This is a genomic window from Alkalihalobacillus bogoriensis ATCC BAA-922, from assembly GCF_000621445.1.
Classification (GTDB): Bacteria; Bacillota; Bacilli; order Bacillales; family Bacillaceae_F; genus Bacillus_AO; species Bacillus_AO bogoriense.
The window spans coordinates 17,301-31,312 of the sequence record NZ_JHYI01000031.1 but is presented as its reverse complement, the minus strand read 5'-3'; the positions used below and the strand labels follow the sequence as shown (position 1 = coordinate 31,312).

General features: G+C 37.0%; 15 protein-coding genes. 14 read left to right on the top strand and 1 reads right to left on the bottom strand.

The window, feature by feature from the left end:
* Nucleotides 1-16: 16 nt before the first annotated feature.
* Genes sufD through sufB form a run of 4 tightly spaced genes read left to right on the top strand, consistent with a single transcriptional unit; the run spans nt 17 to nt 4,429 of the window.
* Entirely contained in the window at nt 17-1,327 is a 1,311-nt protein-coding gene (gene sufD / locus T323_RS0112375; protein WP_026673572.1) for a Fe-S cluster assembly protein SufD, read from the top strand.
* Nucleotides 1,327-2,550, top strand: coding sequence for a cysteine desulfurase (locus tag T323_RS0112370; protein ID WP_026673571.1), 1,224 nt, complete (start codon nt 1,327-1,329; stop codon nt 2,548-2,550). Before sufD ends, T323_RS0112370 begins: the two co-directional genes overlap by 1 nt.
* Nucleotides 2,537-2,983 carry a Fe-S cluster assembly sulfur transfer protein SufU gene (sufU, locus tag T323_RS0112365; protein ID WP_026673570.1) on the top strand — a complete coding sequence of 149 codons (447 nt, stop codon included), beginning with the start codon at nt 2,537-2,539 and terminating at the stop codon, nt 2,981-2,983. The genes T323_RS0112370 and sufU overlap by 14 nt, the downstream gene beginning before the upstream one ends.
* Before the next feature lie 48 nt (nt 2,984-3,031).
* The gene (sufB, locus tag T323_RS0112360; RefSeq protein WP_026673569.1) at nt 3,032-4,429 is read left to right on the top strand and encodes a Fe-S cluster assembly protein SufB; all 1,398 of its coding nucleotides are present in this window, start codon (nt 3,032-3,034) and stop codon (nt 4,427-4,429) included.
* A 161-nt stretch (nt 4,430-4,590) separates the two neighbouring features.
* Here the strand turns inward: sufB and T323_RS0112355 are convergent, their stop codons facing one another.
* Nucleotides 4,591-4,932, bottom strand: coding sequence for a winged helix-turn-helix transcriptional regulator (locus tag T323_RS0112355; RefSeq protein WP_026673568.1), 342 nt, complete (start codon nt 4,930-4,932; stop codon nt 4,591-4,593).
* Between the two features lie 140 nt (nt 4,933-5,072).
* Between T323_RS0112355 and T323_RS0112350 the strand changes: the two genes are divergently transcribed.
* The 10 genes from T323_RS0112350 (at nt 5,073) to yunB (ending at nt 13,998) form a co-directional block, all read left to right on the top strand.
* On the top strand, nt 5,073-5,657 hold the full coding sequence (locus T323_RS0112350) for an NAD(P)H-dependent oxidoreductase (protein WP_026673567.1): 585 nt from the start codon (nt 5,073-5,075) through the stop codon (nt 5,655-5,657).
* A gap of 281 nt (nt 5,658-5,938) precedes the next feature.
* A complete protein-coding gene (locus T323_RS0112345; RefSeq protein WP_026673566.1) occupies nt 5,939-6,523 on the top strand; it encodes a hypothetical protein in 585 nt (194 codons plus the stop codon).
* A 278-nt stretch (nt 6,524-6,801) separates the two neighbouring features.
* Nucleotides 6,802-7,653, top strand: coding sequence for a DUF72 domain-containing protein (locus T323_RS0112340; RefSeq protein WP_026673565.1), 852 nt, complete (start codon nt 6,802-6,804; stop codon nt 7,651-7,653).
* Nucleotides 7,654-7,679: 26 nt separating this feature from the next.
* Nucleotides 7,680-8,495, top strand: a complete 816-nt coding sequence (locus T323_RS0112335) for a sulfite exporter TauE/SafE family protein (RefSeq protein WP_026673564.1) — start codon at nt 7,680-7,682, stop codon at nt 8,493-8,495.
* A gap of 113 nt (nt 8,496-8,608) precedes the next feature.
* Nucleotides 8,609-9,985, top strand: coding sequence for a bifunctional metallophosphatase/5'-nucleotidase (locus T323_RS0112330; protein ID WP_026673563.1), 1,377 nt, complete (start codon nt 8,609-8,611; stop codon nt 9,983-9,985).
* A gap of 85 nt (nt 9,986-10,070) precedes the next feature.
* Nucleotides 10,071-10,379: a YunC family protein gene (locus tag T323_RS0112325; RefSeq protein ID WP_026673562.1), complete on the top strand. Its 309-nt coding sequence runs from the start codon at nt 10,071-10,073 to the stop codon at nt 10,377-10,379.
* Between the two features lie 146 nt (nt 10,380-10,525).
* Nucleotides 10,526-11,641, top strand: coding sequence for an HD-GYP domain-containing protein (locus tag T323_RS0112320; RefSeq protein ID WP_026673561.1), 1,116 nt, complete (start codon nt 10,526-10,528; stop codon nt 11,639-11,641).
* 13 nt (nt 11,642-11,654) lie between these two features.
* A complete protein-coding gene (locus tag T323_RS0112315) occupies nt 11,655-12,611 on the top strand; it encodes a thymidylate synthase (RefSeq protein WP_026673560.1) in 957 nt (318 codons plus the stop codon).
* A gap of 12 nt (nt 12,612-12,623) precedes the next feature.
* Nucleotides 12,624-13,115, top strand: a complete 492-nt coding sequence (locus T323_RS0112310; protein ID WP_026673559.1) for a dihydrofolate reductase — start codon at nt 12,624-12,626, stop codon at nt 13,113-13,115.
* A gap of 58 nt (nt 13,116-13,173) precedes the next feature.
* Nucleotides 13,174-13,998 carry a sporulation protein YunB gene (yunB, locus tag T323_RS26635; RefSeq protein ID WP_245613722.1) on the top strand — a complete coding sequence of 275 codons (825 nt, stop codon included), beginning with the start codon at nt 13,174-13,176 and terminating at the stop codon, nt 13,996-13,998.
* Nucleotides 13,999-14,012 lie beyond the last annotated feature (14 nt).

The following is a 14,012-nucleotide window of genomic DNA, read 5'->3' as shown; positions in this document are numbered from 1 at the left end:
GCAAGGAGGGATATTCATGTCAGTTGAGACAAAAATTACGTTTGACCAAGACTACATTAAAGAATTCTCTAAAGGCCGTGGCGAACCAGAATGGTTATTGAACTTACGCCTATCGTCTTTAGATACAGTTGACCAAAAAGAGTTACCAAAACCGGATAAGACAAAAATAACAGGTTGGAACTTTACAGATTTCACACATGAACAAGGTGGAAAAGAAATCGTAACATCCATTTCAGATTTACATGATGAAGTTGTTGCATTGATTGGAGAAGAAACAGATAATCAAAACTTACTTGTTTTTCGAGATGCTACAGTAGTTTATGAAAAGTCAGGTTCGGAGTTAGAAAACCAAGGTGTTATCTTTACTGATATTGCTACTGCTGCTCGTGACCATAGTGACTTGCTTCAAAAATATTTTATGAACGATGTTGTGAAATATGATGAAAATCGTCTTACAGCTCTTCATGGTGCACTAATGAACGGTGGAGTATTTATTTATGTTCCGAAAAATACAGAATTAACTGTGCCACTTCAAACAATCGTACAATTAGATAAAGAAAATACTGGATTATTTAATCATGTCATCGTTGTCGCAGAAGACAATAGTTCTGTAACGTATGTTGAAAACTATGTTTCTTTTGCCAATGTTAACAATGCTGTTGCAAACATCGTTGCGGAAGTATTTGTTGGTCAAAACGCTCGTGTTTCCTTTGGCGGGGTTGATAACTTAGGAGCGGGTGTAACGACTTATGTAGTTCGTCGTGCAAATGTAGCTCGTGATGGAAGAGTTGATTGGGCATTAGGACAAATGAACGATGGTAACACGGTTTCAGATAATACTACGCATCTTATTGGCGAAAATTCATATGCTGATACAAAAACAGTAACGATTGGTCGAGGCCAACAAAAACAAAACTTCACAACTCAAATTTTCCACCATGGTAAACACTCTGAAGGTTATATTTTAAAGCATGGTGTTATGCGTGAAGAAGCAACAATGATTTTTAACGGGATTACAAAAATCGAGCATGGCGCAACAAAGTCAAACGGAGAGCAAACAGAACGAGTGTTAATGTTAAGTGAAAAAGCTCGTGGGGATGCAAACCCGATTTTATTAATTGACGAAGATGATGTAACAGCAGGTCATGCTGCTTCTGTAGGACGAATTGATCCATTGCAAATGTTCTATTTAATGAGTCGTGGGATTACAAAACTTGAAGCAGAGCGCTTAATCATTCATGGATTCTTAGCACCTGTTGTAAATCAACTTCCAGTAGAATCAGTGAAAGAACGTATGCGTGAAGTGATTGAAAGGAAAGTCAAGTAATGGATGTAATAGAGGTTCGTAAGCAGTTTCCGATATTGGATCAAAACGTAAACGGAAAACCTCTTGTATATTTAGATAGTGCAGCAACGTCCCAAAAACCAGTAAAGGTTATTGAAGCACTTGATGATTATTATCGCCGTTATAATTCTAACGTTCACCGTGGCGTTCATACGCTCGGGACGTTAGCGACTGACGGTTATGAAGGGGCTAGAGAAAAAGTCCGTTCGTTTGTCAATGCAAAGTCTACAGAAGAGATTATTTTCACTCGTGGAACGACAACGGCGATTAATTTAGTAGCATCAAGTTATGGTCGCTCTACAGTGAAAGAAGGTGATGAGATTGTCATCACACCTATGGAACATCACAGTAATATTATTCCATGGCAACAAGTTGCAAAAGTAACAGGAGCAACGCTAAAGTATCTTCCTTTACAAGCGGATGGTTCGATTTCTTTAGATGATGTCGAGAACACAATTACAGACAAGACGAAAATTGTCGCTGTCATGCAAGTGTCTAATGTACTTGGTGTCATTAATCCCGTCAAAGAAATTACTGCCATTGCCCATAAACATGGTGCTATAATGGTAGTAGACGGTGCACAAAGTGCGCCACATATGAAAATCGATGTACAGGATATTGATTGTGATTTCTTTGCCTTTTCTGGACATAAAATGGGCGGACCTACTGGAATTGGGGTACTGTATGGAAAAAAAGCATGGCTAAACCAAATGGAACCGATAGAATTTGGCGGTGAAATGATTGATTTTGTAGGCTTGCAAGAATCGACGTGGAAAGAGCTTCCTTGGAAATTTGAAGGGGGTACACCAATCATTGCCGGAGCCATTGGTTTAGGAGCAGCGATTGACTTTTTAGAAGAAGTCGGGCTTGACGCCATTGCCAATCATGAACATGATTTAGCACAATATGCAATGGAAAGAATGTCAGAAATCGAAGGAATGACAATTTATGGACCAAAAGAACGTGCTGGTCTTGTCACCTTCAATATTGATGATGTTCATCCACATGATGTAGCGACCGTTTTAGATGCAGAAGGAATTGCTGTTCGTGCAGGACATCATTGTGCACAACCATTAATGAAATGGTTAAATGTGTCAGCTACCGCTCGTGCTAGTTTTTATTTATACAATAAAAAAGATGAAATCGATGTACTCGTCAACGGTTTAATAAAAACAAAGGAGTATTTTGGCGATGTCTTTAGGTAATAATCTTGACACGTTATACCGACAAGTAATTATGGATCATTATAAAAACCCGCGTAATCGTGGAGAGTTTGACGGTGATTCATTAACTGTGAATATGAACAACCCAACCTGTGGTGACCGAATCCAACTTCAAATGAAAGTGGAAGATGGGAAAATTACCGATGCAAAATTTGTTGGTGAAGGTTGTTCGATTAGTATGGCTTCTGCTTCGATGATGACGCAAGCTGTAAAAGGTCTAGAAGTAAAAGAAGCATTAGTCATGTCTGATATCTTTTCGGATATGATGTTAGGGAAGGATTATGATGATTCGACGTTTGATTTAGGTGACATCGAAGCATTACAAGGAGTTGCCAAATTTCCAGCTCGAATTAAATGTGCAACATTGGCATGGAAAGCGATGGAGAAAGGTCTCCAAGGCGAAACAGAGGAGTAAGAGAACAGCTGGATAGTCAATGGTCAACAACTAAAAGGAGGGTTTCACATGGCAAAGAAAGCGCCTGAAATCGGTGAATATAAATACGGGTTTCGAGATAAAGATGTATCGATTTTCCGTTCAAAAAAAGGGTTAACACCTGAGATCGTGAAAGAAATTTCCAACATGAAAAAAGAGCCACAATGGATGTTAGATTTCCGTCTAAAATCGTTGGAGCAGTTTTATAAAATGCCTATGCCTCAATGGGGAGGTAATTTAGCTGAATTAAACTTTGATGACATTACGTATTATGTTAAGCCGTCTGAAAAGTCCGAGAAGTCTTGGGATGAAGTTCCGGAAGAAATTAAAAATACGTTTGATAAGTTAGGGATTCCAGAAGCAGAGCAAAAGTATTTAGCTGGGGTATCTGCTCAGTATGAATCTGAAGTTGTTTACCATAACATGAAAGAAGATCTTCAAGATTTAGGAATTGTTTTTGAAGATACTGATACAGCTTTACGTGAGCATGAAGAAATTTTCAGAGAGCATTTTGGAACAATTATTCCGCCTTCTGATAATAAATTTGCTGCGTTAAATTCAGCGGTATGGTCTGGTGGATCATTCATCTATATTCCTAAAGGAGTAAAATGTGAAACACCACTTCAAGCATACTTCCGTATTAACTCTGAAAATATGGGACAATTCGAGCGTACGTTAATTATTGCAGATGAGGATAGTCATGTACATTATGTTGAAGGTTGTACAGCGCCTGTTTACTCAACAAACTCACTTCATAGTGCGGTTGTTGAAATTATCGTTAAGAAAAACGCATATTGCCGTTATACGACGATTCAAAACTGGGCTCCAAACATTTATAACCTTGTTACAAAACGTGCGGTGGCCTATGAAAATGCAACAATGGAATGGGTCGATGGAAACATCGGTTCCAAATTAACGATGAAATATCCAGCCGTTATTATGAAAGGTGAAGGAGCAAAAGGAACAATCCTTTCAATTGCGATTGCAGGAAAAGGCCAGCACCAAGATGCAGGAGCAAAAGTCATGCATCTTGCACCAAATTGTTCATCAACGATTGTTTCTAAATCCATTTCTAAACATGGTGGTAAAGTAACATATCGTGGAATTGCTCACTTTGGAAGAAAATCAGAAGGTTCTAAAGCGAAGATTGAGTGTGATACGTTAATTCTAGATAACCAATCGACGTCTGATACAATTCCTTACAACGAAATTTTAAATAACAACATTACACTTGAACATGAAGCGACTGTTTCAAAAGTATCTGAGGACCAATTGTTCTACCTCATGAGTCGTGGATTGTCTGAGGAAGAAGCAACAGAAATGATCGTAATGGGCTTTATCGAGCCATTTACAAAAGAACTTCCAATGGAATATGCGGTTGAAATGAACCGTTTAATCAAGTTCGAGATGGAAGGGTCTATTGGATAATGAGTACGAAATGGAGAAGACGAACTTTTGAAGTTCGTCTTCTTCTATTTTTTTCAGTAATCAATAAAAAGTATCTGCTGTCTAGCAGTAACGCTTTTTTGTATACATCCGAAAAAGCTAAGAAAAATTTAAGTCTTAGCTTTTAAATAAGATGACGAATCTTAGCTCATTATATGTTTTTCACCCCACTCACCCATACTTTCCAATATAGGGATAAAGCTTTTTCCTTTAGGAGTTAGTGAATATTCCACTTTTGGAGGGACTTCTTTATAAACTTCTCTGTGAACCATTTGATCTTCTTCTAATTCTCTTAACTGACGTGCTAGTATTCCTTTTGAAATGTTAGGTAATAATCTTTGGAGTTCATTAAATCGCCTAGTCTGTACACTTAAATGCCATAGAATGATGATTTTCCATCTTCCTGCAATTAAGTTTTGAGTTAGTGTAATTGGACAGATCTCTTTTTGTTCCTCAGGTGGCTCACTAAACCAACTTCTTGCCATAACAAACGCCTCTCTTCCTTAAAGGTACTAATTTTATGACTATGTTACAAAAAAATGACTACTTACAATAAATTCCTTAATCTTATAATATTTGAATTAGCTTGATAATTAAATATAAAAATATTTGGAGGTAATTTACAATGAAACATCTTATTGTTTATGCACACCCACACCCTGAAAGTTTAAATCATGCTATATTGGATACGACAGTTCGTGCCCTAAAGAAGAACGGTCATGAGGTTATTGTACGTGATTTATATGAACTAAAATTTCAACCTGTGCTGCAACCAAAAGATACGGTAGCAATGAAAGCAGGTCAAACTCCGAAGGATATCAGAACGGAACATGAATTTATTAATGAAGCAGATGTCATAACATTTATTTACCCTATCTGGTGGACGGGTCTTCCAGCAATATTAAAAGGTTATGTAGACCGAGTATTTGCATACGGATATGCTTATGCTTTTGGTGAAGAAGGTATAATTAAACTGTTGAAAGGAAAAAAAGGACTTATCATTAATACTCATGGAACTCCAACTGAGGAGTATGATGAGATTGGTATGACAGCAGGTCTGAAAATGACCTCTGACATTGGAATTTTTGAATTCTCCGGAATTGAACCTATTGAGCATCTACTATTTGGAAGCATTGGTATAGTTAATGAAGAAGCGTATAAAGAAATGTTAAACAAAGTTGAAGAGACAATTAATTCTCATTTCTCGTAATTGTTAGTGGGAGTATTATTAAAGGAGTATTCAACTTCCAGTAAATGTATTAACAGTTTTTCGGTGTATTAGTTTTTAGTATTGTTATATATATTTCTACTAATTAATGTGTTTTTGTTTGTTTTTAAGTGTGCTTATCAAGTTCGAGTTATGGAGGAGACGAACGTTTGAAGTTCGTCTTTTTTTGGTGTCTGTCTGAAAAAAATAAATTGTAAAAACTTACATTATTTGAAATAATGATAGCACATAAATCAATCTGATAATGAAAAAGAGGAGACCTAATGAAACAGTCTATATCATGGCTTGTAACGATTATTATGTCGGTTGTTTTTTTGACTGGCTGTAACTCATCGGAAATAAAGCCAATTAAAGAAGAGAAAACGGATTTTGATATGGCAATTGCAACGGAAATGATTAAGAAAAAAGAGGAGCTCATTATTGAATTATCAGCAAAAAAAACCATTTCTCTTAAGGAATATAAGGAATATGAACAAGTTTTTTCTAAAGAGTTTGGACGAGAGGCACAAGAGATTATTCGAATATTTATTTCCTTGGAGTCAGAGAAAAATGCAAATGGGGATTTTTATTATATTGAAGATACATTTTATCCAACAGTATTTCATGAAGGTATTACAGTTACTGATGCTTTTATCGAAAAAACGTATTACGAGAATGAGTTTTTCAATGAAACATATTTAACGATTAAGCAAGAATATACAGGTTATGATCCGAAATTACAAGACTGGGTAAGAGAATATATATTCACAGAAAATGATGATGGGAACTGGGAGATTTATGGATTTGCAGGAGAAATGAATTTTGTCGGTGAAGACAATAATATGAATTATTTAGACCGTAAGGAGTAAGAAACTAAGTAAAATCATATCGGACATTGAATCCGTTATTGATGTCATTTTCTGCTGTTTTTAATTGCGTTCGGACACCAATTCCTTTATTTGCTCAAAATAGAGGAGAAACACCCGAAATCAGCGTTAATAACGGAACAGATGTCCGATAAGATTGAGAAACAAGGCTGCTTTGTAAAAATAGCGGAATAGATGTCCGTTACAGTGAGCAACAGCGCTCTTGCCTTCATTCATCCTATGGTATAATAGCAAAAAAAGTGGCTGTAAGGAGTATTAGCATGATGAAGATAGGGTTAACTGGGTGGGGTGACCATGATGACCTTTATCCAGAACGTTTACCAAGTCATGAAAAATTAAAAGAATATAGTAAGCATTTCCAAACTGTTGAAGTGGATTCTTCTTTTTATGCGATCCAACCGGTTCGAAATTATGAAAAGTGGGTTCATGAAACACCGGATGGCTTTGAATTTGTTGTGAAAGCATATCAAGGGATGACAGGGCATCAGCGTGGAAAAATCCCGTTTGTTTCTGAAAAAGAAATGTTTAGTGCTTTTGAGCAATCTGTACAACCATTAGTAGAGGCAAACAAGCTTGCGATAGTTTTGTTTCAATTCCCTCCATGGTTTGTATGTACGAAGGAAAGTGTGAATGTGCTTCGAAAAGTTAAACGCTTTGTCGGCCATCTTCCGCTTGCGCTAGAATTTCGCCATCAATCTTGGTTTTTACCACAGTATCGTGAACAAACATTACAGTTTATGAAAGAAGAAGGGTGGATTCATAGCATTTGTGATGAACCGCAGGCAGGTCTCGGGTCGGTTCCGACGGTATTAGAAGTGACAAGACAGGATAAAACATTGATTCGTTTACACGGGCGAAATGTAGATGGGTGGGTCGACCCAGGTGATGGGTCTTGGCGAGATGTCCGCTATTTATATGATTACTCAACAGAGGAATTAACGGAATGGGCTCGTTGGATAAAAGAATTACAAAAAGAAACAAATGAGCTACATGTGTTATTTAATAATAACTCAGGTGGCGACGCTGCTAAAAATGCGAAAGAAATCCAACGTTTATTTGGAGAAACGCCGCGTACATTTGCTCCACGGCAAATTTCGTTATTTGAGGAATAATAAGAGCAAAGAAAGAAGGGTTCAAGATGGAATGGCTTCTATTGCTTATCATTGGGTTATTAGCAGGCACAATTGGGAGTGTAATGGGGCTTGGTGGTGGTATAATTGTTGTTCCTGCATTGCTCTTATTTAGTCATTCTATCGCCATATTACATGGGGTGACACCACAAGTCGCGGTCGGTACGTCGTTATTAATTATGATATTTACAGGATTATCTTCTACATTAGCTTATATTAAGCAAAAAAAAGTTGATGTGAAAAGTGGTTTGTTCTTTTTATGTGGGAGTATACCAGGAGCTTTTGTAGGGGTGTTTATTAATAAAGGTATCCAAGTCGATGACTTTTTGTTGTACTTCGGATTGTTTATTATCTTCATTTCCTTTGTATTTCTCGTCCGTGACAAGTTAAAGCCTCTTCAGTTTAAACGCTACATGATGATGCGCGAGTACATAAACGAACAAAATGAGAAGATTCAGTATGGTTATCATCCACTTTTAGCCTTATCAATTTCATTCCTTGTTGGGATGTTGTCAGGTTTATTTGGGATTGGCGGAGGTTCATTAATGGTACCTGCGATGATTCTATTGTTTGGATTTCCACCACATTTTGCGGTTGCAACGTCTATGTTTATGATTTTCTTTTCGGCGATTGCAAGTTCGGTTTCGCATATTTTTTTAGGAAATGTAAACTGGTTATTGGCTTTAGCACTTATTCCAGGTGCATGGTTAGGTGGGACATTAGGTGCTTATATTAATGCGAGAATAAAGAGTGATACGCTTGTATTTTTATTACGCATTTTTCTTATCTTTATTGGGATACGCTTAGTGATGCAAGGTTTATAGTATCCGCTGTTTTGGTAATGGGAAGCCACTCGACTCCCTCCTAAAGTATAGGGTCGCCAAAAAACAACATTAGTGGAAAACAGTGATTTTAAAAGATAATAGAGGTGAAACGGTTGTCATTGGTTAAAAGTTATCTTTATCATACGAATGATTTACACAGTGATTTTACATATTGGCCTAATATTGTCTCTTATCTAGAGGAGAAAAGACAACATCACCAAGAAAGAGGCGAAGATTACTTTTATTTTGATATTGGTGATCATGCTGACCGTTGTCATCCAATAACAGAAGCGACGATGGGGAAAGCAAATGTCACCTTATTAAATAAAGCCGGCGTTCGTGCGATAACGATTGGGAATAATGAAGGAATTACGTTTTCAAAAAAGCAACTTGATGAATTTTATGAGGAAGCAAACTTTGATATTTTAATTGCGAACTTGTATGAAAAAGACGGTAGACGTCCTAAATGGATAAAACCTTATAAAATCATTGAGTTACAAGCTAGCGTAAAAGCGGCTGTCATCGGTGTGACGTTTCCATATACACGCATTTATGAACAGTTAGGCTGGAAAGTAGAAGAACCGTTTCAGATGCTTCAACCTCTTATTCATGAAGTAAAAAAGAAGGTCGATATCGTCATTCTACTTTCACACTTAGGATTAAATTTAGATGAAAAATTGGCAGAAGAAGTGGACGGAATTGATATCATATTAGGCGCGCATACTCATCACATCCTTGAACATGGAAAGCGAGTAAGGGACACGTTGATTTGTCAGACCGGAAAATTTGGTCAATTTGTAGGGACGGTTGAATTGGTCGTGGATAAGGAAACGAAGCAACTAGTCTCAACTCAAGCATTTTTACAAAACATGAGTAACGATAAAGCTGACAAAGAAACAGATGCATACTTAGCTCAGTTAAAAGAACAAAGTACAACATGGTCATCCTCGCCTATCACAGTTTTACACAAACCATTGGATGTAGATTGGTTTGCTGAGTCAGAAGGTGTTCAGTTTTTAGCTGAAGCACTGAAAGAATGGTGTCAAACAGACATAAGCATGTTAAATGCAGGTGTATTGTTAGAATCTCTTCCTGAAGGTCCGATTACGAAAGGAGACATTCATCGGGTTTGTCCTCACCCGATTAATCCATGTGTCATAACGATTCGTGGCAAAGAGCTAAAAGAAGTCATTCATCGTTCTCAATCAGAAGAAATGATGAACTTTAAATTAAAAGGGCTAGGATTTCGTGGAAAAGTAATCGGAAAAATGGTGTTCATAGGGATTACAATTGCAAATCATGAAAATTGCGACCCTATTATTACCGTGCTAGGGAATGTGCTACAAGAAGAAGAACATTATCGAATCGCTACTTTAGATATGTTTACGTTTGGGAAACTATACCCATCGATTCTTGATGCGATTGAAATCGAATATTTGTTACCGGAAATGCTTCGAGACGTATTGATGTGGAAACTCCAATCTTTATAGGCGTCCTACTAACATTTGCACTTTTTTTTCGCTCTTTTCATACAGTAGTAAGGAAGAAGCAGTGAGTGAAAGGGAGTGTGAAGATATGCTAGAAATGACACCAATAACAATTGAAGACAAAACGTTTATTGCAGTAACTCTTAAGCTACCGAAAACAAACTTTATGGCAGTAACAAGTGAAAAGGGCTATATTATGTGTGGCGCGTTAGATGTTGCTTTATTTAATGAAAATAAAGCATTGCTTGAACGTAAAATTGTAGCAGGGCGGGCACTAGGTGTTCGAACGATTGATCAACTGCTTGAAGCACCACTTGAATCAATAACAAAAGAAGCTGAAGCACTCGGGGTAACGGTTGGAATGAAAGGCAAAGACGCATTATTGAAAATGGTATAACATAAAGGAAAGAAACCATAATAATATGGTTTCTTTTTAGATCTTACAGTATAATTTAACTAGTGTATATACAGTGAATATATTAATGTGATTTATAAAATTTACGCTAAAGCCGAACATACATAATATAGAAGGATGGAAATCAGATGAGACTAGTCGAGACAAAGTCTGTAAAAGTGGGGAGTCGTTTAGCAAAAGCCATTTATAATGATCATGATGCAATCTTAGTTCATGAAGGTGTTGAGCTAACAGACCGCATCATTTTAAGACTTCAAGAACTAGGGGTTTCTTATATCTATATTCAAGATGATGTAACGGCAAACTTAGTGATACAGCAATCAATTTCCGAAGAAACTAGGAGAAGAGCAATTGCAGCCATTCGCTCCGAATTTTCCAAAATCACAAATGAAATAACTATAAAAAAAATCTTTAACGATAATATCATTGCAAAGGATTTCACTATTATTATTGGTAAGATTTTAGAAGATATTACAAACAACGAAGATGCGTTAACGTTATTATCCGAAACGATTATATATGATTCGTACATCTTCTCGCATTCATTAAATGTAACTGTTTATACGCTTGGACTGGCAAGTTATTTAAATTACTCCAAGAAACAACTTCTTGAAATTGGCTTAGGTGCTATGCTACATGATGTCGGGAAGATGGTCATCCCTTTACATATATTAAACAAACCAGGACGTTTAACGGAGGACGAGTTTTCCTTAATTAAATCTCATACGACAGTTGGTTATGAAATTATAAAAAAAATCCCTAATTTAGCACTCGTTTCTGCTCATTGTGCCTTGCAGCATCATGAGCGCATGGATGGGTCAGGATATCCGATGGGAAGAAAGGGCAATGATATTCATCCATATGCAAAAATCATTGCTGTTTGTGATGTGTTTGATGCGATTACATCAAATCGTTCTTATCGGAAAGCGATGTTACCTCATGAAGGGTTAGAGTTGTTATACGCAGGGAACGCTACACTATATGACAGAGAAGTAGTTAAGGCATTACGGAATGTTTGTGCGATTTATCCAAAAGGGCTTTCCGTACGATTAAGTGATGGAAGAATAGGAATTGTTATAAAACAAAATAAAGAAGTCCTTTCGCGCCCAGTTGTGCGGATTTATGCAGATGGAGAGCGGAAAGTTGAACCATATGATCTTGACATGTTGCTTCAATTTAATGTTACGATCGTTGCATGCGAAAAAGCCTTTAATGACGAAAAAATATTAGTTGCAAATTCATAAAGGGGACAAGGAAATGACAAGGAATGAACAAGTATATTTACAATTGTGTCGGCATGTATTAGAAAATGGAATTGAAAAAGGAGACCGAACAGGAACAGGTACGAAGTCTTTATTTGGCTATCAAATGCGTTTTAATTTAAAGGAAGGCTTTCCGTTATTAACGACAAAGCGGATTCCATTTCGTCTGATTGCTAGTGAATTACTTTGGTTTATAAAAGGAGATACAAATATTCGGTATCTTTTGCAGCATAACAATAATATTTGGAATGAGTGGGCCTTTAAAAAATGGGTGGAGAGTCCTGATTATGATGGTCCCGATATGACGAATTTTGGTCTCCGAGTACAAGAAGACAAACAATTTAACGTTCAATATGAAGAGCAAATGGAAAAATTCAAAACGTTAATCTTAGAAGATGATCAGTTTGCCACTACATATGGTGAATTAGGAGATGTGTATGGGAAGCAATGGCGTGCGTGGAAAACGACAACAGGTGAAACCATTGACCAGCTAAAAGATGTGATTGACACGATTAAAAAAAATCCGGAGTCGAGAAGGTTAATCGTTTCAGCATGGAACCCAGAAGATGTCCCAACGATGGCGTTGCCACCTTGTCATACGTTATTTCAATTTTACGTAACAGAAGGAAAACTATCGTGTCAGCTTTACCAGCGAAGCGCAGATATTTTCCTTGGCATTCCATTTAATATTGCCAGCTATGCGTTGTTAACTCATTTAATTGCACATGAGTGTGGATTAGAAGTAGGAGAATTTATACATACGTTAGGAGATGCTCATATTTATTTAAATCATATTGAGCAAATTAAAACCCAATTAGCAAGAGAGCCTAGAGAGCTTCCAACATTAAAAATCAACAAAGATACAGTATCGGTGTTCGATATTGAAATGGAAGACATTACAGTGGAACATTACAACCCACATCCTGCCATTAAAGCACCAGTAGCTGTATAATGAGGTGAATGTATGATTTCTTTTATTGTTGCAATGGATAAAAACCGTGTCATTGGCAAAGACAATGATTTACCTTGGAGATTGCCAGCAGATTTAGCTTACTTCAAAAAAATTACTGTTGGGCATCCGATAGTAATGGGAAGAAAAACGTATGATTCAATTGGTCGCCCATTACCAAAAAGAGAGAATATTGTTATTACACGTAACAAAGATTTCGGTCCTGATGGAGTCACTGTGATGCATTCAATTGAAGAGTGTGTAACTTGGGCAAAAGAACATGCAGATGAAGAAATTTTTGTTATTGGTGGAGCCGGCATATTTAAGGAAATGATTGATGTCGTTGACAGGTTGTATATTACGTATATTAATGATTCTTTTGAGGGAGATACTTACTTCCCTGAATGGGATGAAGATAACTGGCTACTAAAAACAGAAGAAAAAGGTGTACAAGACGAAAAGAATAACTATGAATATTATTTTCGAGTATATGACCGTGTAGAATAAAAAAATAGGTCAACCCGTCCCTCCCTTTGCATACATTTAATGTGAAGGGGGGTTTTTTGTGTTAAAGATCAAGAAGACCAGACCTAAGAAAAGAGGGCCTCTCCCATTCCGGTATGTTTTTTTGTTATCATTTATTATTTTTACCCTGTTAACGGTCCAGGGGTTGTGGCTAGTAGAAAAGGGGATTCGCCCGACATTGATGTATATTGCAGTGACAGAAACACAAACATTAGCAACAGCTGCCATTAATGATGCCATTAATAAAAAAATAGTAGAGGAAATTGATGTAGAAGAACTGATGATTATTGACCGTGATGAATCAGGGAGAATTTCATCGATGCGAATTAATACGCAACTTTCTACTCGGATTATGGCAGAAGCTACAATGCGAGCTCAAAATTATTTACGCCTCATGGAACAAGGAAGAATGCACGAATTAGCGATACCTGATGGGGTTGATGTTGAGTGGAATAATGGCAATCAATCATTTAGTGATGAAGGAATTATTCACAATATCCCACTCGGGCAAGCAACAGATAATGCCCTTTTGGCCCATTTAGGACCGAGCGTACCTGTGAAATTTTCTGCAATTGGGAATGTCATTACGGATATGAGAACGGAAACAGAATACGTTGGAATTAACAATACAGCGGTTACGTTATATTTAGATATTGAAGTTGATGTTCGGGTAATTATTCCATTTGCTACGGAAAAACAAGTTGTCCCGACATCCATTCCGATTGGATATATTTTTATATCTGGAGATGTCCCAGAGTTTTATAATGTTGGTGGGGAAGGACCATCACCTGCATTTTTCCCTTCAAGTCAAAATCCAAATCAAAACACAAATGACAGGGACGAGATCGATGTTATCGATGACTGAAAAATGGGGATTGT

Coding starts and splice junctions, on each gene's coding strand:
- T323_RS0112340 (WP_026673565.1), top strand. CDS start 6,802: ATGATGAAGATAGGGTTAACTGGGTGGGGTGACCATGATGACCTTTAT.
- T323_RS0112320 (WP_026673561.1), top strand. CDS start 10,526: ATGAGACTAGTCGAGACAAAGTCTGTAAAAGTGGGGAGTCGTTTAGCA.
- T323_RS0112335 (WP_026673564.1), top strand. CDS start 7,680: ATGGAATGGCTTCTATTGCTTATCATTGGGTTATTAGCAGGCACAATT.
- T323_RS0112315 (WP_026673560.1), top strand. CDS start 11,655: ATGACAAGGAATGAACAAGTATATTTACAATTGTGTCGGCATGTATTA.
- T323_RS0112345 (WP_026673566.1), top strand. CDS start 5,939: ATGAAACAGTCTATATCATGGCTTGTAACGATTATTATGTCGGTTGTT.
- T323_RS0112310 (WP_026673559.1), top strand. CDS start 12,624: ATGATTTCTTTTATTGTTGCAATGGATAAAAACCGTGTCATTGGCAAA.
- sufD (WP_026673572.1), top strand. CDS start 17: ATGTCAGTTGAGACAAAAATTACGTTTGACCAAGACTACATTAAAGAA.
- T323_RS0112355 (WP_026673568.1), bottom strand. CDS start 4,932: ATGGCAAGAAGTTGGTTTAGTGAGCCACCTGAGGAACAAAAAGAGATC.
- sufB (WP_026673569.1), top strand. CDS start 3,032: ATGGCAAAGAAAGCGCCTGAAATCGGTGAATATAAATACGGGTTTCGA.
- T323_RS0112350 (WP_026673567.1), top strand. CDS start 5,073: ATGAAACATCTTATTGTTTATGCACACCCACACCCTGAAAGTTTAAAT.
- T323_RS0112370 (WP_026673571.1), top strand. CDS start 1,327: ATGGATGTAATAGAGGTTCGTAAGCAGTTTCCGATATTGGATCAAAAC.
- T323_RS0112325 (WP_026673562.1), top strand. CDS start 10,071: ATGCTAGAAATGACACCAATAACAATTGAAGACAAAACGTTTATTGCA.
- sufU (WP_026673570.1), top strand. CDS start 2,537: ATGTCTTTAGGTAATAATCTTGACACGTTATACCGACAAGTAATTATG.